A 26,496-nucleotide genomic window follows, 5' to 3' on the forward strand; every position below is an offset into this window, starting at 1 on the left:
GCCCGGCGTTGGCGGCTGGTTAAACCGAGATTTAACCGGTGTCAAGCTTGTGAGTGGCGCAGCGTAGCGCAAGCCTATACCGTCCGGGACGTAGATGCGATGCCGGTTGTGGCGGGAGGTTTGCGCCAACGGCACCAGGAAGCGACTGGAGCTAGAGGAGTCCAATAAGCATGAAGAAGTTCTTCCTTACCTTGGCCGGTGCCGCGGTATTGGCCGGGTCGATGGCGGTTGCGCCGGAGCCGGCGATGGCCCGTCATTGGCACGGGCACAAGCAGGTGTGCCGCGTTGTCGTCAAGAAAAGGGTGGTGTGGCGGCATGGCCACCGCCGGGTGATCGTACAGAGGGTGAGGCGCTGCCACCGCTGGTAAGCTGGCCCAAGCAACAATCCAAGGCCAGCGAACCGTCGCTGGCCTTTTCAATGATCAGGCCGGCTCGAAGCGCTCAATCCTTGGATTTCTTCTCCGGCAGTCCCTTGCGCTTCGTCTCGGCGAATTCCTCAAGCTGCTTTTCGCTCATCGATTTATACATGCCCTTGGAAGCGCCCTGGAGCTCGCTCTTTTTCGTCTCTCCGCGCTTGGCCGACAGGGCGGCGCCGGCGGCTTTCTGCTGGGCTTTCGAGGTGGCTGGCATGGCCGTTACTCCTTTGCTGTCAGGAGAAACGCCCGCGCCTCGGCGGCGGTTCCGTCGCCAGCGGCTCAGTTCCCGCCTTCCCGTGTCCGGAGCGCCAGTGTAGGACGGCGGCATGAAATCACTGACCGATCCCTCACAAGCACTCTCCACGGGCTTGGCGAAAATCCGCACCGGATTCCACGTGCCGGATGGATTTCCGGCAGTCGTAATGGCCGCAGCGGAGGCGGCGGCCAAACGCGTGCCCAGCCAGCACAGCGATCGAACAGCGATCCCCTTCGTCACACTCGATCCGGCAAGCTCCACCGATCTTGATCAGGCGTTTTCAATCGAGGCGAGCGGCGGCGATCTTCTGCTGCATTATGCGATTGCCGATGTAGCCTGGTTCGTCGAGGACGGCGACGCGATCGATCTCGAGGCCTGGACGCGGGGCGAGACACTTTACCTCCCGGACGGCAAGGCCGGGCTCTACCCGCCGGCACTTGCCGAAGGTGCAGCGAGCCTGCTGCCGGATGGACCGCGCCCGGCGGTCGTCTTCACCGTTCGGGTCGCCGAGGATGGTCTGGTGAAATTGGACGGCGCGGAGCGGGCAATCATTCAAAGCCGCGCCAAGCTCGCCTATGACAGCGTGCAGGCCTCCGATCTCCCGGCCGGCTTCGCCGAAATGGCACAGCGCATGGCGATGAACGAGAAGCGGCGTGGCGCGTCCCGCGTCGACCCGCCCGAGCAGGAGGTCGAAAGGCTCGCCGACGGCACGTTCCGGCTTTCGTTCAGGCCGCTGCTGCAATCCGAGCAAGACAACGCCGCGCTTTCCCTGGCCGCCAACATGGCGATTGCCGACGCCATGCTTGCGCACCATACCGGGTTGTTCCGTGTGATGTCGGAGCCGGATGCTTCCAAGGTGCAAAGACTGCGCAACGCGGCACTGGCTCTGGGGCTGTCCTGGCCGCCCTCCACCAGCTTGCACGACTACCAGCGAACCCTTGACCCGGCCGATCCGCAACAGGCGGCGCTGATGCTGGAAATCCGCCATGCGAGCCCCGGCGCGTCTTACCAACCCTATCAGGAAGGTGTCGTCCCCTGGCACGAGGCGATGGCGGCGACCTATGCCCATGCAACCGCGCCGCTCAGGCGACTGGCCGATCGCTACGTCGTGCGCTGCGCGCTGGCAATCGCCAACGGCCAGCCCGCACCGCAGGCCGTCACCGATGCGTTCACCAGATTGCCGAAAGTGATGGGACGGGCGGGTGCCCGCGCTTCGCAGATCAACCATGCGGCCATCGACCTTGCCGAGGCGGTGATGCTCAGGGGACGCGAGGGGGAGACATTCAAGGCCGTCGTGACCGATGTCAACCACGGCGTGCGCGTCCAGCTTGCCGACATGCCTGTCGTTGCCAACCTGAACGCGGCCGGGCTCGGACAGGGTGACGGCCTAACGCTAAGGCTGGTCCTGGCCGATCCGGATCAACGCCGCATCGTGTTCGAACCTGCCTGAACGGCAGACGCTTCCGCCACCAGTCCAAAGCCCTGCATCAGCCGGCTGACGGCGAAATCCGCCTTGCCCGAGGTGAAGACGGCGATATCAGGCTCGCCTTGCGGGAGCGCCCCATCGACGGGCGGCAGCAGGGAAAGCGCCCGCCGCGCGATCGCTTCGGCCGGGTCGATCCAGTCGACCGGCCAGGGCGCCGTCTTGCGCATGCGGTTGACCAGAAATGGATAGTGGGTGCAGGCCAGCACGACGATGTCGGTCCTGCGCCCGTCTTGTTCCATGAAACAGGGGGTGATCTCGGCGCGCACGGCCTCCTCGTCGACGAAGCCCTCGCGCATATAGGCTTCGGCAAGCCCCGCCAGCCTGTCGCTGCCGACCAGACGGACATGGCATTTCTGCCCCCATTTGCTGATCAGGTCGCGCGTGTATTGCCGCTTGACCGTACCCGGCGTGGCCAGCACAGAGACCAGGCCCGAGCGCGTGCGCTCCGCCGCCGGCTTGACCGCAGGCACCGTGCCGACAAAGGGGTGGCCGGGAAATCTGTCGCGCAGCGCATCGATGACCAGCGTCGAGGCGGTGTTGCAGGCGATGACCGAAATGACCGGCGAAAACCGGTCGAGCAGCCTGGCGAACAGTTCCAATATATGCGTGCGCAGCGCCGGTTCTTCCCAGGCGCCGAAAGGAAAGGCCGCATCGTCGGCGACATAGACGAAACGGCGGTCCGGCATCAGCACGCGCGCCTCGCGCAACACGGTTAGGCCACCGACGCCGGAATCGAACATTAGGATCGGCTGGTCAGTCATTGTCGGTTCCCTTGCCGCCGAGCGGCGGCGTGTCTTCATCGTCGCCGGCCGGCCGGTGAGCCTGGCGATCGGCCTCTGCCTTGGCGGCGCGCGCGGCTGCCGGAAGCCGCCGTGGATCGTCGCCCGGCGAACCATCGCCGCGCGGCATTGCCGGTGAGAACCTGTCGAGCGACGAGATAATGCCGCGCAGCACTTTCAGCTCCGGCTCGGCAAAGCCGGCGCGCGTCAGCACGGCGCGCAGATTGTCGACCATCTTCGGCTTCTTCGGCGCCGGCCGGAAATAGCCGCGTGCCTCGAGCGCGCCTTCGAGATAGGCGAACAGGCCGTGCAGCTCTTCCTTGCTGGCCGGCTTCATGTCCGGACCGGAGAAATTCGTCCTGGTCTCGTCCTCAAGGCCCGACTTCATCCACTCATAGGACATCAGAAGTGCGGCCTGGGCGATGTTGAGCGAGGAGAAGTCGGGATCGACCGGGAAGGTGACGATCTCGTCGGCGAGGCCGACCTCGTCATTGTAGAGACCGAAGCGCTCCCGGCCGAACAGGATGCCGGTGCGCTGACCCATTCCGTGACGGGCCCGCAGCACCCTGCCCGCTTCGACCGGGCCGCGCACGGTCTTGAAGCCATCGCGTTGCCTTGCCGTGGTGGCGAAAACGAAATTCAGGTCGGCAAGGGCCGAGGCGAGATCGTCGAACACCTTGACCGCATCGATGACGTGATCGGCACGGCTGGCGGCCGCGCGTGCCTTCTCGCTCGGCCAGCCGTCGCGCGGGTTGACCAGGCGCAGCTCGGAGAGGCCGAAATTGGCCATGGCGCGAGCGACCATGCCGATGTTCTCACCAAGCTGCGGCTCGACGAGGATGATGGCCGGACCGGCTGCTGAAGCTTTGTCGGGATCTTTGGTGATGGGCATGATTGTCAATGAACTGCTGTTTGCGGCATTTCAGCGTCCCCTGCCATATTCGGCCGCGAAAATGAAGCATTCGCAAATGATCGCGGCGGCAGCCCCGCATTCGTGACCGATCGCCGTTTGCGCGGCCAAAAGCGCTTTGATATACGGGCGGCATCCCCCGGCCGAACGCCACACGGGCAAGGCCTTCCCATATCCCAGCAACGAGGCATTCTTTCCATGGCGAAGATCAAGGTGGCGAACCCGGTCGTCGAACTCGACGGCGACGAGATGACCCGCATCATCTGGCAGTTCATCAAGGACAAGCTGATCCACCCTTATCTTGACCTCAAGCTTGAATATTACGACCTCGGCGTCGAGCATCGCGACGCCACCAACGACCAGGTGACGATCGATTCGGCCAACGCCATCAAGAAATACGGTGTCGGCGTGAAATGCGCGACGATCACCCCCGACGAGCAGCGCGTCGAGGAATTCAAGCTGAAGAAGATGTGGAAGTCGCCGAACGGCACCATCCGCAATATCCTCGGCGGCACGATCTTCCGCGAGCCGATCATCATGAAGAACGTACCGCGCCTGGTGCCCGGCTGGACCAAGCCGATCATCGTCGGCCGTCACGCCTTCGGCGACCAGTACCGCGCCACCGATTTTCGCTTCCCCGGCAAGGGCAAGCTGACCATCAAGTTCGTCGGCGAGGATGGCCAGGTGATCGAGCACGATGTGTACGATGCGCCCGGCGCCGGTGTCGCCATGGCCATGTACAATCTCGACGAATCCATCCGCGAGTTCGCCCGCGCCTCGCTGAACTACGGCCTGCTGCGCAACTATCCGGTCTACCTGTCGACCAAGAACACCATCCTCAAGGCCTATGACGGCCGTTTCAAGGACATTTTCCAGGAAGTCTACGAGGCCGAATTCGAGGCCGAGTTCAAGTCGAAGAAGCTGTGGTACGAACACCGCCTGATCGACGACATGGTGGCCTCCGCCCTGAAATGGTCGGGCGGCTATGTCTGGGCCTGCAAGAACTACGATGGCGACGTCCAGTCCGACACGGTGGCGCAAGGCTTCGGGTCGCTCGGCCTGATGACCTCGGTGCTGATGACGCCGGACGGCAAGACGGTGGAAGCCGAAGCCGCGCACGGCACCGTCACCCGCCACTATCGCCAGCACCAGAAGGGCGAGGAAACCTCGACCAACTCGATCGCCTCGATCTTCGCCTGGACGCGTGGCCTCGCCCACCGTGCCAAGCTCGACGACAATGCCGAATTGAAGCGGTTTGCCGACACGCTGGAGAAGGTCTGCATCCAGACCGTCGAGTCCGGTTTCATGACCAAGGACCTGTCGCTCTTGATCGGCCCCGACCAGCCATGGCTCTCGACCACCGGCTTCCTCGACAAGATCGACGAGAATTTGCAGAAGGCAATGGCGTAAATACCGGCAGTCTGGATGCGAAGGCTCCGAAAGGGGCTTTCGCTTTTTAGACCACCGAGAGCGAAAGCATGATCAAGCCAATCCTGTACGGCGCGGATTACAGCGTCTATGTGCGCATCGCCCGGATGGCGCTGCAGGAGAAAGGCGTCGACCACGAACTCGTGCCGGTCGATATCTTCGCCGCCGAGGGCATCCCAGCCTGGTATCTCGAGCACCATCCTTTCGGCCGCATCCCGGCTTTCGAGCATGACGGGTTTCGGCTGTTCGAAACAAATGCAATCGCGCGCTATGTCGACGAGGCCTTCGATGGACCGGCGCTGCAGCCTGCCGACGCGCGCGGCCGTGCCAGGATGGGCCAGATCATCGGCATGCTCGACGCCTATGGCTACCGGTCAATGGTCTGGGATGTCGCCGTCGAGCGGCTGGAGAAGGAAACGGCGGATGAGGCATTGATCGCCGGCGGGCTGCGGCAGGCGGAGACGGTGCTCAACGTGCTGACCTCGCTGACGACGGAGGGACCATGGTTGCTCGGCGAGCGGCTGACACTGGCCGACCTGCATGCGGCGCCGATCATTGCCTATTTCGTCAAGGTCAGCGAGGGGCAACAGCTGCTGGCGCGGTTCGCGGATATCCGGGACTGGTATGCGCGCATTGCGGCGTGGCCGAGCTTCGTTCGGACTGAAAAAGTCGGCTGACAAGTGTTGAGACGTCTGCGGGACAGTGCCCCCCTCTGTCCTGCCGGACATCTCCCCCACTTGGGGGGAGATTGGCAGCGTCCGCCGGGCGCCTATTCCGGCGCGGTTGTTTCCACGTGGGAGATTGGCGAAAGCCGGTGCGACGTCCGATCTCCCCACTCGTGGGGGAGATGTCCGGCAGGACAGAGGGGGGCACTGTCCCTCCGACCGTTGCTATAACAGTCCACTCGCCTACACCGCCTCGAGCGCCGCCCTTACCGCCGCAATCGCATCGCCGNCCGCCGCAATCGCATCGCCGGCCTTGGAAGCATCCGGGCCTCCGGCTTGCGCCATGTCCGGCCGTCCGCCACCGCCCTGCCCGCCCAGCGCGGCCGAGGCGACGCGGACCAGGTCGACGGCGCTGAAGCGGCCGACGAGGTCGTCGGTGACCGCGACGACGACGCTGGCCTTGTTGTCCTCGCCGGCGCCGACGAAGACGACGACGCCGGAGCCGAGCGACGTCTTGCCGGCATCGGCCAGCGGCTTCAGGTCCTTCGGTGACACACCGGAGACCGTCTTGCCGAGGAAGCCGACACCCNGCCGGCATCGGCCAGCGGCTTCAGGTCCTTCGGTGACACACCGGAGACCGTCTTGCCGAGGAAGCCGACACCCGCGACCGTCTCGTTTTCCGAAGGCGCGCCGGCCGCGGCACCGCCGCCCAGAGCCAGCTTCTTGCGCGCCTCGGTCAATTCCTTCTCGAGCTTCTTGCGCTCTTCGAGCAGCGTCTCGACGCGCGCAGGCACATCGGCCGGCGAAATCTTCAACACGGCTGCCGTCGCCTTCAAACGCCTGTCTTGCTCGTCGAGATGTTTGCGCGCGGCTTCGCCCGTCAATGCCTCGATGCGGCGCACGCCGGCGGCGACGGCGCTGTCCGACACGACACGCACCAAGCCGATATCGCCGGTCGCCCGGACATGGGTGCCGCCGCAGAGTTCGACCGAATAGGGCCGGTTGGCCTTGGCGCCATGCACACCGGTGCCCATCGAGACGACGCGCACCTCGTCACCGTATTTCTCGCCGAACAGCGCCATGGCGCCCTCGGCGATGGCGTCGTCGACGGACATCAGGCGCGTGGTCACCGGGCCGTTCTGGACGACGATCTCATTGGCCATCCGCTCGACCTCTTCGAGGTCCTCCGGTGAAATCGGCTTGTTGTGCGAGATGTCGAAACGCAGGCGCTCGGGCGCGACCAGCGAGCCCTTCTGCGCGACATGGGTGCCCAGCACCTCGCGCAGCGCCTCGTGGATCAGATGCGTGGCCGAATGGTTGGCGCGCAGCCTGGTGCGCCGCGCATGGTCGACCTTGAGCTCGACGGCAGCGCCTACCTTGACGGTGCCGCTTGCCACCTTGCCGAGATGCACGAACAGCCCGTCGGCCTTTTTCTGCGTGTCGGAGATCTCGATCGAAAACCCTTCGCCCGAGATGATGCCGGTGTCGCCCACCTGACCGCCGGACTCGCCATAGAACGGCGTCTGGTTGACGACCACCGCAACGGCGTCGCCCTTGCCGGCGCTGTCGACGGTCTTGCCGTCCTTGACCAGCGCCTGGACGAGGCCTTCCGCCTGCTCGGTCTCGTAGCCGAGGAACTCGGTGGCGCCGGTCTTTTCACGCACGGAGAACCATACCGTCTCGGTGGCGGCCTCGCCGGATCCGGTCCAATGCTTGCGCGCCTCGGCCTTCTGCTGCTCCATCGCATTGGTGAAGCCGGCAAGGTCGACCGAGATGTTGCGTTGGCGCAGCGCGTCCTGCGTCAGGTCCAGCGGGAAGCCGTAGGTGTCGTAGAGCTTGAAGGCCGTCTCGCCGTCCAGCATGTCGCCGGCATGCAAAGTTTCCGTCGCCTCCGAGAGCAGGCCGAGGCCGCGCACCAGCGTCTTGCGGAAGCGCGTCTCCTCGAGCTTCAGCGTCTCGGTGATCAACTGTTCGCCGCGCAGCAGTTCGGGATAGGCCTGACCCATCTCGCGCACCAGCGCCGGCACCAGCTTCCACATCAGCGGCTCGTTCGCGCCGAGCAACTGCGCGTGGCGCATGGCGCGGCGCATGATGCGGCGCAACACATAGCCGCGGCCTTCGTTCGATGGCAGCACGCCGTCGGCGACCAGGAAGGAGGACGAGCGCAGGTGATCGGCGATGACGCGGTAGGAGGCCACGGTTTCCGCGTCGGGAGCGCGCCCGAGCGCGGAGGACGCCACGTCGATCAGGTGCCGGAACAGGTCGGTCTCAAAGACGCTTTCCACCCCCTGCAGGATGGACGCCATGCGCTCCAGGCCCATGCCGGTGTCGATCGACGGGCGCGGCAGGTCGATCCGCTCCTCCTTCGTCACCTGTTCATATTGCATGAAAACCAGGTTCCAGAATTCGAGGAACCGGTCGCCATCTTCTTCGGGGCTGCCGGGAGGACCGCCCCAGATATGCTCGCCGCGATCGATGAAGATTTCCGAGCACGGGCCGCATGGACCGGTGTCGCCCATCGCCCAGAAATTGTCCGAGGTCGGGATGCGGATGATGCGGTCGTCCGAAAAACCGGCGATCTTCTTCCAGAAGCCGGCGGCCTCATCGTCGGTGTGATAGACGGTGACCAGCAGCTTGTCCTTCTTCAGCCCGAACTCCTTGGTGATCAGGTTCCAGGCAAGTTCGATGGCGCGTTCCTTGAAATAATCGCCGAACGAGAAATTACCGAGCATCTCGAAGAAGGTCAGGTGGCGCGCGGTATAGCCGACATTGTCGAGGTCGTTGTGCTTGCCGCCGGCGCGAACGCTCTTCTGAGCAGTCGTGGCGCGCGAATAGGGCCGCTTCTCCAGGCCGGTGAAGACGTTCTTGAACTGCACCATGCCGGCATTGGTGAACATCAATGTCGGGTCGTTGCGCGGCACGAGCGGGCTCGAGGCGACGACCTCGTGGCCCTCCCTGCGGAAATAGTCGAGGAATGTCGACCGGATTTCGTTCACGCCACTCATGACTGCTGCCTTTTTTCGCGAAAACCGCCGGCAACCCGGCGGAAATGGGCTCTGCTTTTTGCAGAGATAGATTGGGCCTTTTAGCGGGCACGCTTCACCCTGTCCAGAAACACGGAATTGGGTCCAATCCACCAGCTTGCCGGCAGCCCAAAAACAAAAACCGCCGGCTCGAAGGCCGGCGGTTTTGGACGCGGTACTAAAGAACTCGATTACATAAGCATTGGATCATAGGCAGGAATTATGGCCGAACTCCGGCCATTAGCCTACATCGCGCCGGCTTCATCCTCGAAACCGTCGTCGCCATTGCCCTCAGAGCCACCATTTTCGAGGAATTTCTCGGCGATCAGCCCGGCATTCTGCCGCAGCGCCAGTTCGATCTCACGCGCCGTATCGGGATTGTCGCGCAGGAACAGTTTTGCATTTTCGCGGCCCTGGCCGAGACGCTGCGAATTGTAAGAGAACCAGGCGCCCGATTTCTCGACCACGCCGGCCTTGACGCCGAGATCGACCAGTTCGCCGGTCTTGGACACGCCTTCACCGTACATGATGTCGAACTCGACCACCTTGAAGGGCGGCGCCAGCTTGTTCTTGACCACCTTGACGCGGGTCTGGTTGCCGACGACCTCGTCACGGTCCTTGACCGAACCGATGCGGCGGATGTCGAGGCGCACCGAGGCGTAGAACTTCAGCGCATTGCCGCCAGTGGTGGTTTCGGGCGAACCGAACATGACGCCGATCTTCATGCGGATCTGGTTGATGAAGATGACCATGGTGTTGGAGCGCGAGATCGAGGCGGTGAGCTTGCGCAGCGCCTGGCTCATCAGACGCGCCTGCAGACCGGGCAGCGAATCGCCCATCTCGCCCTCGATTTCGGCGCGTGGCGTCAGCGCCGCGACCGAATCGACCACCAGCACGTCGATGGCGCCGGAACGCACCAGCGTGTCGCAGATTTCCAGCGCCTGCTCGCCAGTGTCGGGCTGCGAGATCAGGAGGTTTTCGAGATCGACGCCAAGCTTGCGGGCGTAGACCGGATCGAGCGCATGCTCGGCATCGACGAAGGCGCAGATGCCGCCCTTCTTCTGGGCTTCGGCCACCGTGTGCAGCGCCAGCGTCGTCTTGCCCGAGCTTTCCGGCCCGTAGATCTCGATGATGCGGCCGCGCGGCAGGCCACCGACGCCAAGCGCGATGTCGAGGCCGAGCGAGCCCGTTGGCACCGTCTCGATCTCGACGACCTGCTCGTTCGCGCCGAGCCGCATGATCGAGCCCTTGCCGAAAGCCCGCTCGATTTGCGACAGCGCCGCATCCAGAGCCTTTGATTTGTCCACTGCCTTATCCTCTACAAGCCGCAAAGAATTCTGAGCCATGATACATCACCCCTTGGTCGTCAATGAAGGCCGGACAATCCGTAATCCCTACCATTTTGTACCTTTTTTGTTCTCGTTTGGCAAGAGGGATCAAACATCTGAAAAACAAGTGATATCCGGATTTGTTCTTTTTTCGTACCAAGAGATCGAACAGCAATGCACCTCGCATTGGGCCAGACAGCTCGATTGTTTCGGTTCGCCGAATCGCTGCCTTGCGTGCGAAACTCCATCCGCAGCCTAACGCTTGTGCGGCAGGAATGACAAAGGGCATATCGCCGGCATGGTGAAATCCGCAAAGATACTGGCCGTGGGCGGCGCCCACATAGACCGGCGTGGCCAGGTGTCCGGCGCCTATGTGCCCGCCGCGTCCAATCCCGGCACGATGCGCGAGGATGTCGGCGGCGGCGTCTTCAATGCATTGCGCAGCACGGTGCGGCGCGGCGTGTCGGCTTCGCTGATGTCGATGCGCGGCGGCGATACGGCGGGCGACACCGTTTCGCGCGCCATAGCGGAAGCTGGCATCGCCGATCTCTCGGCGGTGTTCCTCGACCGAACCACGCCGAGCTATACGGCGCTGATCGACCGCGAGGGCGAACTGATCGTCGGCTTTGCCGACATGGCTCTCTACGACATGGCGTTCCCCAAGCAGATCAGGCGTTCCAAGGTGCGGGAGGTGGTCGCGGCCGCCGATGCCATCTTGTGCGACGCCAATTTGCCGTCCTCGGCGCTGGAGCGGCTCGTCGCACTCGCTTCGGGCAAGCCGGTGTACGCGATTGCCATTTCGCCGGCCAAGGTGGTGCGGCTGATGCCGGTGCTCGGCGCGCTGGCGCTGGTCTTCATGAACCGGAGCGAGGCCATCGTGCTGGCGGGCGTCAACGCAAATGCCGCGAGTCCGGCTGTCGTCGACGGGCTGCGCTGCAGCGGTCTCAGAAGCGGTGTGGTCACCGCAGGTGGCGGCGCGGTGCTGGGTTTCGACCAAGCAGGCGCCTTTTCGATCTTGCCGCCTGCCCCGAGAAAAATCGCCGATGTCACCGGAGCCGGCGACGCATTGGCAGGTGCAACGATCGCGGCCTTGCTGCGCGGTCTGCCTTTTCGCGAGGCCTTGCGCGACGGCGTCGCGGCGGCGACGTTGGCCATCGAAAGCGCCGATGCCGTTCCCGATTTCAGCGAGGCATCCTTCGTGCAAGCCCTGGCCCTTGTGCCGGATGCGCAGGAAATGGCATGAGACCGGCAAATTCATGGTCCGCAGCGCCGGCCAGCGTCGAGATAGACGCGGGCGCTCCAGCTTGGAGATCCACATGAACCCGGAAACCGCCCACCCGTTCATCGACGTCCATGCGCCGGTGGCGCGGGCCCTCGCCGCCGGCCAGCCGGTGGTGGCGCTGGAAAGCACCATCATCACCCATGGCATGCCCTACCCCGACAATGGCGCCATGGCGGCGGATGTGGAAAAGATCATCAGCGACGGCGGCGCCGTGCCGGCGACGATCGCCGTGGTCGGCGGCCGCATCAAGATCGGCCTGGCAGATGGAGAGCGGGAATCGCTGGCCATGACGGGTGACGCCATGAAGCTGTCGCGCGCCGATCTCGGCTTTGCCGTCGCCCAGGGGCGCACCGGCGGCACCACGGTCGCCGCCACCATGATCGCGGCGCACATGGTCGGGATAAAGGTATTCGCCACCGGCGGCATCGGCGGCGTGCACAAGGGGGCGGAAAAGAGTTTCGATATCTCGGCCGACCTCGACGAACTGGCGCGCACGCCGGTCATCGTCGTCTCGGCCGGCGCCAAGGCGATCCTCGACATCGAAAAGACGCTGGAGGTGTTGGAGACGCGCGGCGTGCCTGTCGTCGGCGCTGGCTGCGAGACGATGCCGGCCTTCTGGTCACGGCAGTCGCCGTTCCGCGCGCCGCTGACCCTGCACAAGCCGGAAGAGATCGCGCATTTCTTCCGGACCAGGGCTGCGCTGGGCTTGAATGGCGGCATGCTGATCGCCAATCCGGTGCCGGAAAGCCACGAAATCCCGGCTGAAGAGATGGCTGGCTACATCGAGGCGGCTCAGAAGGCGGCAGAGGCGCTCAATGTGACGGGCAAGGCGGTGACGCCGTTCCTGCTGTCGAAAATCCTCGAACTGACCGGTGGGAGGAGCCTGAAGACCAACATCGCGCTGGTCGAAAACAATGCGCGGCTGGCGGCGCGGATTGCGAAGGCGCTGTAGCGCAGCCAACGTCGGCGGGGCAGCACCCCCCTCTGTCCTGCCGGACATCAGAGGGGGGTGCTGCCCCGCCGACATCCGCAAGTTGGCATCACTTCCCAGCCCGCCGCCCCGCCTCATACGCACGGCGCGCCCACACCGTCATCTCGTCGGGATCATCGAAAGCACTGTCTGGAACGCTCCAATAGGGCATGGCGACCAGCTTGCCGTGGCGCGAGCCGGTGTAGGTCCATTGCTTGCAGCCGGCGGCTTCGAAGTCGGGGGCGCTTTGCTCGTCGGCCTTCAGCAGCAATTCGCCGCGCAGCACGATGGCGACGATGACGCCGTCGAAATAGATGCCCTTGCCGCCGAACAGCTTGCGGATGCTGACCGGTCCGAGGCCCTCGAAGAGTTCGGCGATGCGTTCATTGTCCATGCCGCGATCATGTCATCGACGTCAGGCCCTGTCATCGCCGCAACCAAAATCATGCTGACAGGTTGAAAGAGGATCGATCGGAGTTTCCCGCCATGCCTGTCCTGCTCAAAGGCTCGTGCCGCTGCAATGCCGTCCGCTTCGAGGTGGAAAGCCACACGCCGGTGCCGTTCATGCTGTGCTACTGCTCGATCTGCCGCAAGCAGCAGGGCGGTGGCGGTTTCGCCATCAATCTCGGCGCCGACAACGAGACCTTGAACATCAGGGGCAAGCGAAGCCTTGGCGTCTACCGCGCCGAGATCGAGGACGACGAGCATCCGCATTGCGAAATCTCGACCGGCGAGCGCAATTTCTGCAAGAAATGTGGATCAGCGCTCTGGCTCTACGACCCGACCTGGCCGGAGCTGGTGCATCCCTTCGCCTCGGCAATCGACAGCGACCTGCCGAGACCGCCTGAAAAGGTACACCTGATGCTGAAATACAAGGCGAACTGGGTCGAGCCGGATGTCGGCAAAGGCGACAAGACGTTCGATGTCTATCCCGAGGAATCGATCGCCGACTGGCACAAGCGGACGGGGATGTGGGTGAAGTAGTGTTCTTCGCTTCGTTTACGAGGAGGAGATGCCGGCAGGCAGATGAGGGGCGGCACTAACTCCGGAGAGGCTGGCGCGGCCCCTCATCCGGCCCTTCGGGCCACCTTCTCCCCGTGAACGGGGCGAAGGAAGATCAGGCCGAAGCGCGTGCCTCTGCCAGCGCCTTCAGGTCGGCCGGCTTCAGCTCGACGGATTCGCCGCAGCCGCAGGCCGAACTCTGGTTCGGGTTGTGGAAGGTGAAGCCGGTGCGCAGCGTCGTCTGCTCGAAATCCATCTCGGTGCCGAACAGGAAAAGCGCAGCCTCCGGTGCCACATAGACATGGGCACCGTCGCGCTCGATGTGGTCGTCCTTGGTGTTGGGCTCGGTCACCAGGTCGACCGTGTATTCCATGCCGGCGCAGCCGCCCTTCTTGATGCCGAGGCGGATGCCATGCGCGTTCTCACGCGTGGCCACGATCTCGCGCACCCGGTCGGCGGCCTTTTCGGTCATCGTGATGACGGCAAAGCGTCCCATTCTTTTTCCTTCTCCATTCCATGCAGGTTCAAGGCCTGCCGAATGATTCCTCACCTAAAATGGTGAAGTTTTACCACTGGCGCAAGTGCGCCAGGCTCGATGCTAGAGCAGTTCACCTTTTTCAGGGAAACGGTGAACTGCTCTAACTCCTTGTTTGACGCAATTCCGGACGGAAAACCGTTTCACACTTTTCCTGGGATTGCTCTAATACCAGCCCACCGCCACCTGCGCCTCTTCCGACATGCGGTCGGGCGACCAGGGCGGGTCGAAGGTCATGTTGACCTCGACGCCGGAAACGCCTTCGACGGCGCCAACGGCATTTTCGACCCAGCCCGGCATTTCGCCTGCCACCGGGCAGCCGGGGGCGGTCAGCGTCATGTCGATCTTGACCGAGCGGTCGTCCTCGATGTCGATCTTGTAGACAAGGCCGAGCTCGTAGATGTCGGCGGGGATTTCCGGGTCGTAGACCGTCTTCAGCGCAGAGACGATGTCGTCGGTCAACCGCGCCAGTTCGTCGGCGGGAATGGCGGACGCCGAAACCACGGCGTTGGCGGCGGTTTCCGCGGTGGTCTCGGCAGTGGTGCTCGCGTCATCCATCATCGTCACCCGAAGAATTTGCGCGCTTTTTCAAGCGCCTCGGCGAAAGCGTCGACTTCGGCCCTGGTATTATACATGCCGAACGATGCCCTGCATGTGGAGGTTACGCCGAAGCGTTTCAACAGCGGCTGGGCGCAATGGGTGCCGGCGCGGACCGCCACACCTTGCCTGTCTATCACCATCGACACGTCATGGGCATGAATACCCTGCAGTTCGAAGGAGATGATCGCGCCCTTGCCTGGAGCGTCGCCGAAAATGCGCAGCGAGTTGATGGCGCGCAGCCGTTCATGAGCATAGATCTTGAGGCCTTCCTCATGCGCGGCAATGCGCTCGCGGCCGACTTTTTCCATATACTCCAGCGCGGCACCGAGCCCGATCGCCTGGACGATCGGCGGCGTGCCGGCCTCAAAGCGATGCGGCGGCTCGTTGTAGGTGACGACGTCTTCCGTCACCTCCTCGATCATTTCGCCGCCGCCCATGAAGGGGCGCATGCCCTGGAGAATATCCTTCTTGCCATAGAGCACGCCGATGCCCGATGGGCCGTAGACCTTGTGGCCGGTGAAGACGAAGAAGTCGCAGTCGAGATCCTGGACGTCGATGGGCATATGAACAGCGCTCTGGCTGCCATCGACGAGCACCGGAATGCCCCGCGCGTGCGCGATGCGCACGATTTCCTTGATCGGGGTCACCGTGCCCAGCGCGTTCGACATCTGCGTGATGGCGACCAGTTTGGTGCGATCGGTCAGGCGCTTCTCGAATTCCTCGATGTGGAAGACGCCGAGATCGTCGACCGGCACCCAGACCAGCTTGGCGCCCTGCCGCTCACGGATGAAATGCCAGGGCACGATGTTGGAGTGATGCTCCATGATCGACAGCACGATCTCGTCGCCCTCACCGATGTTGGGCATGCCATAGCCATAGGCGACCGTGTTGATCGCCGAGGTCGTGTTCGAGGTGAAGACGATGTTGTCGGTACTTGGCGCGTTGAGAAAGCGACGCACCGTTTCCCGCGCCTTTTCATAGGCGTCGGTCGCCGCATTGGACAGGAAATGCAGGCCGCGATGGACGTTGGCATATTCCTGGGAATAGGCATGCTGGATCGTATCCAGCACCACCTGCGGCTTCTGCGCCGAGGCGCCATTGTCGAGATAGACCAGCGGCTTGCCATAGACTTCCCGCGACAGGATCGGGAAGTCGCGGCGGATCGCCTCGACGTCGTAAGGGATATTTTCGACTTTCTGGTCCATTTCAAAGTCCTTGCCGTCCTAGGCCGCGTTCCTCGCAACACCCGTCATCCGACCGAGCTTCGCTCGGCCACCTTCTCCCACAAGGGGAGAAGGAAGAGCGCCCAACCTTCTCCCCTTGTGGGAGAAGGTGGATCGGCGCATAGCGCCGAGACGGATGAGGGGTGGCTTTGCCGGGCCCCATCCAATAATTACCCGTGCGCCACGAACCACCCGTCGAGCCGCGCTTCGAGCGCGTCGACGATCGCTTCGTCATCCAGTTCCTCGATCACCTCGGCGACGAACGCCTTGACCAGAAGGCCCCGGGCGCTCTTCTCGTCGACACCGCGCGCCATNCGCGCGCCATCAGGTAGAACAGATGGTCGTGGTCGATCTCGGTGACCGTCGCGCCGTGGCCGCAGACGACGTCGTCGGCGAAGATTTCGAGCTCAGGCTTGGTCGAGAACTCGCCATCGTCCGACAACAGCAGCGTGTTGCAGGCCATCTTGGCGTTGGTCTTCTGGGCATACTGATGGACGTTGATGCGGCCCTGGAAGACGCCGCGCGCCTTGCCCGTCACCACGTTGCGGACGATCTCGGTCGAGGTCGTGTGCGGCACGGCGTGATCGAGCACCATGGTCACGTCGGTGTGGGTGTCGCCAGCCAGCAGATTGATGCCGCGCAGCTTGAAATCGGCGCCTTCGCCGGTTGTCCTGACCACGATCTCCTGGCGCACCAGCCTGCCGCCGGCATTCATGACGAACAGGGTCAGTTTCGCGTCCTTGCCGATATGGGCCTTGAACTGCGCCAGATGCGTCGCCGTCTCCGGCTGTTCCTGGACGATCAGCCATGTCACCTCGGCGCCCTCGCCGAGCACGAGCTGGCTGACCGAACTGGTCAACGCCGCACCCTCGCCGGCCTGGCGTTCAACGATGACCGCTTTGGCGCCGGCACCGACACGCACCGGCAGGCGTACATGGGTCTGCCCGCCGGCCTGCAAATTCTGCAATTCGATCGGCTTTTCCAGTTCGGCACCGTCGGCGATATCGACAAAATAGCCATCGGCGACGAAAGCCGTGTTCAGCGCCCCAATGGCATCGTCGCTGCCATAGGGATCGAGGCCCGGCGCGATGCTGCCGTCGGTCAGCTTTTCCGACAGGCGCTCAACGGCGACGCCGTCCACAGCCGGCGTCCTCGCATCGGACTTGCCGTTCAGGATCGCCAACACGGCCGAGCCTTCGACGATCGGCGCGACGGCCTTGGGGGCGGCAGCCGGATCGAAGTCCGGCACCGCGTTCAGCAGCCGGCGAAGGTCCGTATAGTGCCAGGATTCGACGCGCCGCGTCGGCAGGCCGTGCTTGATCGCTTCAATGGCGTCGTCGCGCTTCAGCATCACCGCGCCATCGCCCGGCAGCAGCGACAGGCGGTCGCCGAAGGCGTCGATCAACGCTGTCTCGGCCGGTGTCCGCTGCGGTTGTGTGTGCATATTCATCAGTTTGACCTTGCCTTCTGGCATCTCACGCAGCTTGCCCGATCACGCCGGCATAGCCGTTGGCTTCCAGATCGAGCGCCAGCGACTTGTCGCCGGACTTGATGACCTGGCCCTTGTAGAGCACATGCACGCTATCGGGCACGATGTGTTCGAGCAGGCGCTGGTAGTGGGTGATGACCAGGAACGCCCGGTCCGGCGCGCGGAGCGCGTTGACGCCGTCGGAAACGATCTTCAGCGCATCGATGTCGAGGCCGGAATCGGTCTCGTCAAGCACGCAGAGCTTCGGCTCCAGGAGCTTCATCTGCAGGATCTCGGCACGCTTCTTCTCGCCGCCGGAGAAGCCGACATTGAGCGGACGCTTCAGCATCGCCATGTCCATGTTGAGCGAGGCCGCGGCTTCTTTCACCCGCTTCAGGAATTCCGGGATTTTCAGCGGTTCCTCGCCACGCGCCTTGCGCTGCTCGTTCATCGCCACCTTCAGGAATTCCATGGTCGCCACGCCCGGTATTTCCATCGGGTATTGGAAGGCCAGGAAGATGCCCGACGTGGCGCGCTCGGCCGGATCCATTTCGAGGATCGACTGGCCGTTGTAGAGGATGTCGCCCTCGGTCACCTCATAGTCCTCGCGGCCGGCGAGGATGTAGGACAGCGTCGATTTGCCCGAGCCATTCGGTCCCATGATCGCGGCGACCTCGCCGGCTTTCACCGTCAGGTTCAGGCCGCGGATGATCTCGGTGCCATCATCAACGATGCGGGCGTGCAGGTTCTTGATCTCAAGCATTCTTTTGTTTCCTGAATATTGTCCGGTCAGCCGACCGAGCCCTCGAGCGAGATGCCGATCAGCTTCTGCGCCTCGACCGCGAATTCCATCGGCAGCTGCTGGATGACGTCCTTGACGAAGCCGTTGACGATCAGCGCGATCGCCTCTTCCTCGGGAATGCCGCGCTGCATGACGTAGAATTTCTGGTCCTCGGAAATCTTCGAGGTCGTTGCCTCGTGCTCGAACTGCGCCGTCGAGTTCTTGGCTTCCATGTAGGGCACGGTGTGCGCGCCGCACTGGTCGCCGATCAGCAGCGAGTCGCAGTTGGTGAAGTTGCGGGCATTGGTCGCCTTGCGGTGCGCCGAAACCTGGCCGCGATAGGTATTCTGCGAGAAGCCGGCGGCGATGCCCTTGGAGATGATCCGGCTCGACGTGTTCTTGCCGAGATGGATCATCTTGGTGCCGCTATCGACCTGCTGGTAGCCGTTCGACACGGCGATCGAATAGAACTCGCCCTGGGAATCGTCGCCGCGCAGGATGCAGCTCGGATATTTCCAGGTGATGGCCGAGCCGGTCTCGACCTGCGTCCACGAAATCTTCGAGCGGTCGCCACGGCAATCGCCGCGCTTGGTGACGAAATTGTAGATGCCGCCCTTGCCCTCGGCGTCGCCGGGGTACCAGTTCTGCACCGTCGAATATTTGATCTCGGCATCGTCGAGCGCGACCAGTTCGACGACGGCGGCGTGAAGCTGGTTCTCATCGCGTTGCGGCGCCGTGCAGCCTTCGAGATAGGAGACGTAAGCCCCCTCCTCGGCGATGATCAGCGTGCGCTCGAACTGGCCGGTGTTCTTCTCGTTCATGCGGAAATAGGTCGACAGCTCCATCGGACAGCGCACGCCCTTGGGCACGAAGACGAACGAGCCGTCGGTGAAGACAGCCGAATTCAGCGTGGCATAGAAATTGTCCGACGTCGGCACGACCGAGCCCAGATATTTCTTTACCAGTTCCGGATGCTCGCGGATGGCCTCCGAGATCGAGCAGAAGATGACGCCGGCCTGCGCCAGTTCCTTCTTGAAGGTGGTGACCACCGAGACGGAATCGAACACCGCGTCGACGGCGACACGGCCCGACTTGTAGACATTGTCGCTGGCTTCCTCGAGCTCGGAGACATCGGTCTTCTGCACTCCGGCAAGGATTTCCTGCTCGCGCAGCGGAATGCCGAGTTTCTCGTAGACCTTCAGGAGTTCGGGATCGACGTCGCTGAGCGACGACGGGCCGGGCGTGCTCTTGGGCGCCGCGTAGTAGTAGATGTCCTGGAAATCGATCTTGGGATAGTTGACGCGCGCCCAGGTCGGCTCTTCCAGCGTCAGCCAGCGCCGATAGGCTTCCAGGCGCCACTCCAGCATCCAGGACGGTTCGTCCTTCTTGGCCGAAATGAAACGGATAATGTCTTCGCTCAGCCCCTTGGGAGCCTTGTCGACAGCGATCTCGGTCTGGAATCCATATTTGTATTGGTCGACGTCGATCTTTCGGACCCGATCGATCGTGTCCTGCACAGCAGGCATATGCGTTCTCCATCCACGCCGGGGTCAAGGCCCGACAGTTTTCAAACTATGGCACCGCCGAAATGAACGCCAAAGAAGCGCTCGCGGCAGCGTAAGTTCCATATAGTGCGTCTCGACCGGAAATTCACCCGGCCAGCATGAAACGCACGGCTCTACCAGGTCAAAAAGACCCAAAAACATTTTAGTCAAGCATCGGATTTTCCCGAAAACCGCTACGCACTTTTCGGTCCGATGCTCCCAACCGCTACGCGGCTTCTTCCCTGTCCGCCTTTTCCCTGGCGGCCTGCCTTGCAGCGATGCCCGCCAGAGCGGTCCTGAACAGCTCGATATCCTCGGCGGCCGTCGCCGAACCGATCGACACGCGCAAGGCGCCAAGACCGTCACCATAACCCATGGCTTTCAGCACATGGCTCGGCCCGACCTTGCCCGACGAACAGGCGGAGCCCGCCGACAGCGCCACGCCGGCAAGATCGAAGGCGATCTGCGCGGTTTCGGCCTTGATGCCGGGAATAGCGAAGAATGTCGTGTTGGCAAGCCTTGGCGCGCCGGTTCCAAAAATTTCCGCCTCGGGCACCAGGGTTTTCACAATGGCCTCGATCTCGTCGCGGCGCTTGCGCACCGTATCGATCGCCTGCAGCCCGTTCAGGGCCTCACGCGCGGCAACGCCAAAACCGGCAATGGCGGCGAGGTTCTCCGTGCCGCCGCGATGGCCCTTTTCCTGGCCGCCGCCATTGACCAGGGGCTTGGGCATCATCAGGTCCGCGGCGGCGACAATGGCGCCGACACCCTTGGGGCCGCCGAGCTTGTGCGAAGACAGAATCAAATAATCGGCGTAACCCGCTGACATATCGATCGAAACGCGGCCCGCGGCCTGGACCGCGTCAACCACCAGGACGCCTCCCGCCGCCTTGACGATTTCGGCGATGCGATCGATCGGCTGGATGACGCCGGTCTCGTTGTTGGCGGCATGGATCGCGACCAGCGGCAGGCCATCGGCCTTGTCGTGACCGCCAAGCGCCGTGGCCAGCGCGCCGAGATCGGCAATGCCGTTGGCCTCGACGCCGATGCGCGTCACCTGCGCCGCGGGAAAGCGCCCGCCATTCAAAAGGCAGGGATGGTCCGCCTCGGAGACGTAGAGCCGGCTCATGCGCACGCTGCCGCGTCCCATCTGCCACTCAGCCGAAAGCAGCGTCGAGGCGGCTTCGGTCGCACCGGAGGTGAACACGACATGTTCGGGCCTGGCATTCACCAGCGCCGCCACCTCACGCCTCNTCGGTCGCACCGGAGGTGAACACGACATGTTCGGGCCTGGCATTCACCAGCGCCGCCACCTCACGCCTCGCGCTCTCGATCAGGCGCCGTGCGGCGCGGCCCTCCGCGTGGACAGATGACGGGTTGGCGGCAACATCAAGTGCCGCGACCATGGCTTCGCGCGCCGCGGCAAGCAGCGGCGCACTGGCATTATAGTCGAGATAGGCGCGTTTTGCGGCCATTTTCGTCCAGTTGGTCCCGTCAGAAGCCATTCGGTTGTCGTATGGCGTTATTTCCTTGAAATTCCAAGGCGAGCCGTCCTATTTACGCGGCTTGCGGCGCGGGTGGCCGGGCTCGACGTCTGGCCACTCAGTTTTGAACAGTTCTAAACTAGCTTCTAGGAAGACGCTCGCCCTGCGTCAAGGCCAGAGGAAGGTTCGTTCCGGGCGCCGCGCATTCGTATTACAAGTGGAGTATTTCATGCCTGAGGTCATTTTCACCGGTCCGGCCGGCCGTCTGGAGGGGCGCTACCAGCCCTCCAAGGAAAAGAGCGCGCCGATTGCCATCGTGTTGCACCCGCATCCGCAGTTCGGCGGCACGATGAACAACAAGATCGTCTACGACCTCTTCTACATGTTCCAGAAGCGCGATTTCACCACGCTGCGCTTCAACTTCCGCGGCATCGGCCGCAGCCAGGGCGAATTCGACCACGGTACCGGCGAGTTGTCGGACGCGGCGGCTGCGCTCGACTGGGTGCAGTCGCTGCATCCGGATTCCAAGAGCTGCTGGGTCGCCGGTTATTCGTTCGGCTCGTGGATCGGCATGCAGCTCCTGATGCGCCGGCCCGAGATCGAAGGCTTCATCTCGATCGCGCCGCAGCCGAACACTTATGACTTCTCGTTCCTGGCGCCCTGCCCGTCATCGGGCCTGATCATCCATGGCGACGCCGACAAGGTGGCGCCGCCGAAGGATGTGCAGGGCCTGGTCGACAAGCTGCACACCCAGAAGGGCATCACCATCACGCAGAAGACCTTGCCCGGCGCCAACCATTTCTTCGCCAACGACGCCGATCTGCTGATCGAGGAATGCTCCGACTATCTCGACCGCCGGCTGGCTGGAGAATTGTCGGATCCGCGGCCGAAGCGGCTGAGATAAGCAGAAGGAAGGCACGAGCGCGGATGTATGAGCCTCCCCAGTTCCAGGAAACGCGGCGCGATGTCCTGCACGGACTGATCCGGGCGCATCCGCTCGGCATGCTGATCTCGAACGGGCCGGACGGCCCGATCGCCAACGCCATTCCGTTCCTGCTCGATGCCCCCTCTGAGCTTAGTGAAAGCCTGCCGCCGAACGGAAGGCTGCGCGCGCATCTGGCCAGGGCCAACCCGCAATGGCGCCTCATCGCAGACAATCCGGCGTCGCCCGTGCTGATCGTCTTCCAGGGCACCGATGCCTATGTGACGCCGTCCTGGTACGAGACCAAGCGCGAGACCGGCAAGGTGGTGCCGACCTGGAACTACGCCATCGTGCAGGTGCGCGGCACCGTCAAGGTGATGGATGACCAGGACTGGCTGGCACGGCAGATCGCCGATCTGACCGCCTCCCAGGAAGGCGTTCGCGAGGCGCCCTGGGCGGTGACGGACGCGCCGGCGCCTTTCATCCAGTCGCAGATCAAAGGCATCATTGGGCTGGAGATCGAGATCGGCGAGATCCACGGCAAGTGGAAGGTCAGCCAGAACCGTCCCGTCGCCGATCGCGTCGGCGTCGCACAGGGACTTGAAAGCGAAGTGGCCAACGCAGCCGACATGGCTCGCTTGGTGCGGTCCTACGGCGGCCTGGACGGCAATTAGTCGCGACTTAGTTCCTCGGAGCAATCAGCCGGAATGACGCTTTACGGACTGGCAAACCGGAGGCTGCCGGGCGGAAAATGAAACCCAGCCTGGCAAAGACCAGCCCGCATGCGAGCGCGAAGGCGCAGCCGAGGCCGAAGCCGGCAACGGTGTCGCTCGGATAGTGCGCGCCGACGAAGACCCTGGTCGAGGCGATGCAGGCCGTGACCACAAGGGCGACGGTCCAGCGTCGTGGAAACAAGAGCAGAAGGACGCCGAACACGGCGCCCATGGTCGTGGCATGGCCGGATGGAAAACCGGCGAAGCGCGCATCGAAGGCAAAAGGATGCAGGGCCAGGACACCAAAATCCTGGAAGTAGAGTGGGCGGGCGCGGCCGATCGCATATTTCAGGACATTGACCAGCAAGCCGGAAAGGCCAACCGAACTCAGCACCAGGAACGACAAGCAGGTCCAGTTGTAGACAAGCATCAACGATCGCCGTGAAAGGCTTCGCCAATCGATCAGATTGGCCGCCACGAGCAAGAGCGCCGATGGGATCAGGTACCAGCCGCCGAGAGCGAACTGGGTCATGAAGTCGGCAAACCTTGCCCCCGACCATTGGCCATGAGCCATCCCTGCCGGTGTGTCGAGGCGAACAAAGGCGGCCGCCGTCAGCAACATCCAAACCACGACCCAAACCGGCCATGCGATGTTGGGGTAACGTGCTGGACGAACGGCAAAGCGCCTTCTCACGATCCGCAACGTGTCGCGAAAATTGTCGAGGGAGCGGCGTCTCATCGCAACAAGCCTGGCGAAAACGGAAGGGCGCGGTTTCACGAGCATTGGGAATTCGACCCTGTCATGGACCAGCCGTCATGGCGCCACACGATAGAGGCCGAGCGACAGTTTGTCTCCCGACGAATAGTTGAGGCCATCGACCTCGGCGACGCGGTTCACGGATTTGCCTTGCACCGACAGCATGCCGTTCAGTTTCTGCTCGTCCTCGGTCGGCGCCAGTCCCAACGCGCAGGCGGGATCGGCCAGCAAATGTTCCGCCACGCCGCCGACATCGGTCAGCACCGTTTTGGTGCCCACCAGGAACACCAGGCTCGGTTCCTGATACCGCGCCGAAGCCAGCACTGTGGTGTCGCAAGGCTTGTTGGCGCTGACCGCCGCCTCGATGGCCGGGCTCAGCCAGATCGGCTTGAGCGACGGCGCGATGACGCCAAACAGCAAGCCATAGGTGATGCCCGCACAGGCGGCGATGGCACCGATGCGGGGCAGCGGCACCTGCAACTGTCGCGAAAAAGCGAGGTAGCCGGCGCCGAGCGCCGCCGCCGCGGCCGGGATGCTCCACCATGAGAATGTGTGCGTGAGGTAGATCGGCGCGCCCACGCAGACCGCCGCCAGGCCGAGGCTGACCACGACCAGGCCAAATGCCGTCGACCACCATAACCAGGTCTGCCAGCGCTTGAGCGGCGCATTGGCATCCTCGGGCTGCAAGGTCAAAAGCCAGCCGATCAGCAGCGCCATGCCAGGATAGGCCGGCAGGACATAGTGCGGCAGCTTGGTCGGGATCAGCTCGAAGACCAGCCAGAACGGGATGTACCAGGCAAGGCAGAAGCGCAGCCTGGGGTCGTCGCGCAATCGATTGAGGGCTTGCAGGCCGGCGCCGACCGCGATCAGGCCGAACGGCCACATGAACAGCGAATAGGTCAGCATATAGAAGCCCGGCGGCAGGCCGTGCGATTCCTCGCCCGACGCAACCTTGCCGAGCATGTCCTTGCCGACGGCCTGCTGCAGGAAGGCGCCATGGCTTTTCCAGGTGATCGCGGTGAGCCAGGGCAGCGCAATCACCACGACAAGCAGCAGGCCGCGTCCGATCCTGAGCTTCGACAGCCAGCGCCCATCGCGCTCGAAGGCAAACAGCACCGCGATGGTCAGCGCCGAAAGCAGCGGCGCGATCGGCCCCTTGATGAGGATCGCAACCCCTTGCGCGATCCAGAAAATCCACCAGAGATGGCCGGCGACCGGTTCGTTGCGGCGCGATGCCAGGTAGATCTGCGCCAGCGCGCCTTGCGCGGCCACGCAGCAGGCCAAAAGCATCGCGTCGGTCTTCGCATCGCGCCCCTCGAAGGCGGTGGCGAAGATCGCGGCCATCACCAGGCCGGCGACGACACCGGCATTCGCTCCGAAAAGATTGGTTCCCGTCCAGGCGATCGCCAGCACCGCAATGGCGATGCCGAGCGTCGACACCGTGCGGTAAACCCAGATCGGGGCTTCAGCGCCCTTGCCGCTCAGCGTCACGGCTGCCGATTGCAGCCAGTAGATGCCGACCGGCTTCTGGTAGCGCGACGCCTCCTGGAAGCGGATGTCGACATAGTCGCCGCTTTCCGCCATCTGCTTGGTCGCCTGGACGAAGCGCGACTCGTCGCGGTCGATCGGCGGCAGTGATGCCAGCCCCGAGGCCGTCATCATCAGGCTGAACAGGAAGAGAAGGATGTAGTTCCTGTTCAATGCCATTTTTGAGCCTCTCCGATCATGTTCTTCACGTATACGGGCTGCTCAATCGACCTTGGTCATCGCCGCCTTGCGCTCATTGGCGATCAGCCAGAGATTTCTGATGTAGATGAACATGCCCATGGCCTGGCCGGCGATGAACACCGGATCCTGGCGCTGGATGGCATAGATCAGAAGCAGGCCGCCGCCGAACAGCGAGAAGAACCAGAACGCCACCGGCACGACGCTGCGCTTGGCTTTTTCCGAGGCGAGCCACTGCACGACGAAGCGCATGGTGAAGAAGAACTGCGCGACGAAGCCGAGCAGGATCCACGCATCGAATTGCTTGATGAAGACCTGGTGAAGCCAGGTCCCCAATTCCTGAAGCACGTTAAACACGCTTGATTTCCTCTACCTTTGGCATTCTGCGGCGCCGGCGGCGCAGCCACCAGACGCCACCAAGATCGAGCGCGCCCTGCAGGCCGCGATCGAAAATGCCGTAATTCGACTTGCCGTGCCGGCGCGAACGGTCGACCACGTCGCAGTGCACGACACGGTACCCCTCCTGGATGACCAGGGCCGGCACGAAGCGATGCGTGCCGTCGAAGAACGGCAGTTTGCGCAGGATGTCGGTATGAACAGCCTTCAGGCCACAGCCGGTATCGCGCGTCTCGTCATGCAGGATGGCGTTCCTCAGCCAATTGGCGAAACGTGACGCCAATTGCTTGACCTTGCTGTCGCGGCGCTTGAGGCGCTGCCCCTGTGCGGCGCCGAAATCGGGGCCGGCCTGCAGCAAGGCGTCGACCAGCACGGGAATGTATTGCGGATCGTTCTGGCCATCGCCATCGATCGTGGCGACGATGCCTCCGCGCGCCGCCCAGGCGCCCGAACGCACCGAAAGGCTCTGGCCGGCGGATTTCCGGTGCCGCAATTCCCGCACCGGGAACGGGCGAAGAGCTGCCTGTTCGGCAAGAACAGCCGCGGTGTCGTCGGTCGAGCCATCATTGACGATGATCAGTTCGAAGTCGCGTCCTACCATCGCCGCCTCGATCTCGTCGATCAGCAACGGCAGGTTTGCCGCCTCGTTCCGGCAGGGAATGACAATGGATATCAATGCGTCCGGCATGTCGCGTCGGGGCTCTGTCGTCGGATATGGCATGTTTTGAATGCCGTACGGTGCCGCTCGAGGTCGTGGGCTGCAAGAACCTTGTGGCGCGGCGCCTCATTACGCCAGCCGAAAC

Annotated in this window: 23 protein-coding genes and 3 pseudogenes; 9 read left to right on the plus strand and 17 right to left on the minus strand. The window is 63.4% G+C overall.

The window, feature by feature from the left end; all coding sequences use genetic code 11:
• The first annotated feature begins 170 nt into the window (after positions 1–170).
• Positions 171–368 (plus strand): hypothetical protein, encoded by a 198-nt coding sequence (locus X741_RS162470; RefSeq protein ID WP_023776284.1) that lies wholly within the window; start codon positions 171–173, stop codon positions 366–368.
• Positions 369–441: 73 nt separating this feature from the next.
• Here X741_RS162470 and X741_RS162465 read toward each other — a convergent pair whose 3' ends face one another.
• Positions 442–630, minus strand: coding sequence for a DUF3008 family protein (locus tag X741_RS162465; RefSeq protein ID WP_013895885.1), 189 nt, complete (start codon positions 628–630; stop codon positions 442–444).
• A 112-nt stretch (positions 631–742) separates the two neighbouring features.
• Between X741_RS162465 and X741_RS162460 the strand changes: the two genes are divergently transcribed.
• Positions 743–2,122 carry an RNB domain-containing ribonuclease gene (locus X741_RS162460; protein ID WP_023776285.1) on the plus strand — a complete coding sequence of 460 codons (1,380 nt, stop codon included), beginning with the start codon at positions 743–745 and terminating at the stop codon, positions 2,120–2,122.
• Here the strand turns inward: X741_RS162460 and murI are convergent.
• Positions 2,092–2,919, minus strand: coding sequence for a glutamate racemase (gene murI / locus X741_RS162455; RefSeq protein ID WP_023776286.1), 828 nt, complete (start codon positions 2,917–2,919; stop codon positions 2,092–2,094). The genes X741_RS162460 and murI overlap by 31 nt on opposite strands.
• The gene (locus X741_RS162450) at positions 2,912–3,829 is read right to left on the minus strand and encodes an RNA methyltransferase (protein ID WP_023776287.1); all 918 of its coding nucleotides are present in this window, start codon (positions 3,827–3,829) and stop codon (positions 2,912–2,914) included. The genes murI and X741_RS162450 overlap by 8 nt, the downstream gene beginning before the upstream one ends.
• A 216-nt stretch (positions 3,830–4,045) precedes the next feature.
• Between X741_RS162450 and X741_RS162445 the strand changes: the two genes are divergently transcribed.
• Positions 4,046–5,257: an NADP-dependent isocitrate dehydrogenase gene (locus X741_RS162445; protein WP_013895889.1), complete on the plus strand. Its 1,212-nt coding sequence runs from the start codon at positions 4,046–4,048 to the stop codon at positions 5,255–5,257.
• Between the two features lie 68 nt (positions 5,258–5,325).
• Complete coding sequence (locus tag X741_RS162440; protein WP_023776289.1) at positions 5,326–5,952, plus strand: glutathione S-transferase family protein; 627 nt, start codon at positions 5,326–5,328, stop codon at positions 5,950–5,952.
• Positions 5,953–6,183: 231 nt separating this feature from the next.
• Here the strand turns inward: X741_RS162440 and alaS are convergent.
• Both alaS and recA read right to left on the minus strand, forming a co-directional pair.
• Positions 6,184–8,945: pseudogene (gene alaS / locus X741_RS01000000166175) on the minus strand (alanine--tRNA ligase).
• A 263-nt stretch (positions 8,946–9,208) separates the two neighbouring features.
• Positions 9,209–10,309, minus strand: a complete 1,101-nt coding sequence (gene recA / locus X741_RS162435; protein ID WP_013895892.1) for a recombinase RecA — start codon at positions 10,307–10,309, stop codon at positions 9,209–9,211.
• A 280-nt stretch (positions 10,310–10,589) separates the two neighbouring features.
• On the opposite strand from recA, the gene X741_RS162430 reads away from it, so the two are divergent.
• Together X741_RS162430 and X741_RS162425 are read left to right on the plus strand one after the other, a co-directional pair.
• A complete protein-coding gene (locus tag X741_RS162430) occupies positions 10,590–11,534 on the plus strand; it encodes a carbohydrate kinase family protein (protein ID WP_023776290.1) in 945 nt (314 codons plus the stop codon).
• Between the two features lie 73 nt (positions 11,535–11,607).
• Positions 11,608–12,525 carry a pseudouridine-5'-phosphate glycosidase gene (locus X741_RS162425; RefSeq protein WP_023776291.1) on the plus strand — a complete coding sequence of 306 codons (918 nt, stop codon included), beginning with the start codon at positions 11,608–11,610 and terminating at the stop codon, positions 12,523–12,525.
• Positions 12,526–12,613: 88 nt separating this feature from the next.
• Here the strand turns inward: X741_RS162425 and X741_RS162420 are convergent, their stop codons facing one another.
• Positions 12,614–12,937 carry a TfoX/Sxy family protein gene (locus X741_RS162420; RefSeq protein ID WP_023776292.1) on the minus strand — a complete coding sequence of 108 codons (324 nt, stop codon included), beginning with the start codon at positions 12,935–12,937 and terminating at the stop codon, positions 12,614–12,616.
• Between the two features lie 92 nt (positions 12,938–13,029).
• Here X741_RS162420 and X741_RS162415 point away from each other — a divergent pair, with 92 nt between their 5' ends.
• Positions 13,030–13,527 (plus strand): GFA family protein, encoded by a 498-nt coding sequence (locus X741_RS162415; RefSeq protein WP_023776293.1) that lies wholly within the window; start codon positions 13,030–13,032, stop codon positions 13,525–13,527.
• Positions 13,528–13,660: 133 nt separating this feature from the next.
• On the opposite strand, the gene sufA is transcribed toward X741_RS162415, so the two are convergent.
• The 7 genes and pseudogenes from sufA to X741_RS01000000166185 all read right to left on the minus strand — a co-directional run bounded on the left by sufA (position 13,661) and on the right by X741_RS01000000166185 (position 21,171).
• Positions 13,661–14,041 carry a Fe-S cluster assembly scaffold SufA gene (gene sufA, locus X741_RS162410; RefSeq protein WP_013895897.1) on the minus strand — a complete coding sequence of 127 codons (381 nt, stop codon included), beginning with the start codon at positions 14,039–14,041 and terminating at the stop codon, positions 13,661–13,663.
• A 204-nt stretch (positions 14,042–14,245) separates the two neighbouring features.
• Complete coding sequence (locus tag X741_RS162405; protein ID WP_023776294.1) at positions 14,246–14,638, minus strand: SUF system Fe-S cluster assembly protein; 393 nt, start codon at positions 14,636–14,638, stop codon at positions 14,246–14,248.
• A gap of 5 nt (positions 14,639–14,643) precedes the next feature.
• Complete coding sequence (locus X741_RS162400) at positions 14,644–15,885, minus strand: cysteine desulfurase (protein ID WP_023776295.1); 1,242 nt, start codon at positions 15,883–15,885, stop codon at positions 14,644–14,646.
• A gap of 188 nt (positions 15,886–16,073) precedes the next feature.
• Positions 16,074–17,353, minus strand: a pseudogene (gene sufD, locus X741_RS01000000166180) (Fe-S cluster assembly protein SufD).
• A 25-nt stretch (positions 17,354–17,378) separates the two neighbouring features.
• Entirely contained in the window at positions 17,379–18,134 is a 756-nt protein-coding gene (sufC, locus tag X741_RS162395; RefSeq protein ID WP_023764151.1) for a Fe-S cluster assembly ATPase SufC, read from the minus strand.
• Between the two features lie 26 nt (positions 18,135–18,160).
• A complete protein-coding gene (gene sufB / locus X741_RS162390; RefSeq protein ID WP_023776296.1) occupies positions 18,161–19,678 on the minus strand; it encodes a Fe-S cluster assembly protein SufB in 1,518 nt (505 codons plus the stop codon).
• A gap of 244 nt (positions 19,679–19,922) precedes the next feature.
• A pseudogene (locus X741_RS01000000166185) lies at positions 19,923–21,171 on the minus strand (cysteine desulfurase family protein).
• Between the two features lie 238 nt (positions 21,172–21,409).
• On the opposite strand from X741_RS01000000166185, the gene X741_RS162385 reads away from it, so the two are divergent.
• Both X741_RS162385 and X741_RS162380 read left to right on the plus strand, forming a co-directional pair.
• Positions 21,410–22,084 (plus strand): alpha/beta hydrolase, encoded by a 675-nt coding sequence (locus X741_RS162385; RefSeq protein ID WP_013895905.1) that lies wholly within the window; start codon positions 21,410–21,412, stop codon positions 22,082–22,084.
• 23 nt (positions 22,085–22,107) lie between these two features.
• On the plus strand, positions 22,108–22,776 hold the full coding sequence (locus X741_RS162380; RefSeq protein WP_023776297.1) for an FMN-binding negative transcriptional regulator: 669 nt from the start codon (positions 22,108–22,110) through the stop codon (positions 22,774–22,776).
• Between the two features lie 7 nt (positions 22,777–22,783).
• Here the strand turns inward: X741_RS162380 and X741_RS162375 are convergent, their stop codons facing one another.
• The 4 genes from X741_RS162375 to X741_RS162360 all read right to left on the minus strand — a co-directional run bounded on the left by X741_RS162375 (position 22,784) and on the right by X741_RS162360 (position 26,381).
• A complete protein-coding gene (locus X741_RS162375) occupies positions 22,784–23,554 on the minus strand; it encodes a phosphatase PAP2 family protein (protein WP_245272642.1) in 771 nt (256 codons plus the stop codon).
• 75 nt (positions 23,555–23,629) lie between these two features.
• Entirely contained in the window at positions 23,630–25,279 is a 1,650-nt protein-coding gene (locus X741_RS162370) for a glycosyltransferase family 39 protein (RefSeq protein WP_031249734.1), read from the minus strand.
• A gap of 42 nt (positions 25,280–25,321) precedes the next feature.
• Complete coding sequence (locus X741_RS162365) at positions 25,322–25,654, minus strand: lipid-A-disaccharide synthase N-terminal domain-containing protein (protein ID WP_010909058.1); 333 nt, start codon at positions 25,652–25,654, stop codon at positions 25,322–25,324.
• Positions 25,647–26,381, minus strand: coding sequence for a glycosyltransferase family 2 protein (locus X741_RS162360; protein ID WP_031249737.1), 735 nt, complete (start codon positions 26,379–26,381; stop codon positions 25,647–25,649). Before X741_RS162360 ends, X741_RS162365 begins: the two co-directional genes overlap by 8 nt.
• Between the last annotated feature and the right edge of the window lie 115 nt (positions 26,382–26,496).

Origin of the sequence: Mesorhizobium sp. LNHC221B00, from assembly GCF_000502935.1 — a bacterium.
GTDB classification, from domain to species: domain Bacteria; phylum Pseudomonadota; class Alphaproteobacteria; order Rhizobiales; family Rhizobiaceae; genus Mesorhizobium; species Mesorhizobium opportunistum.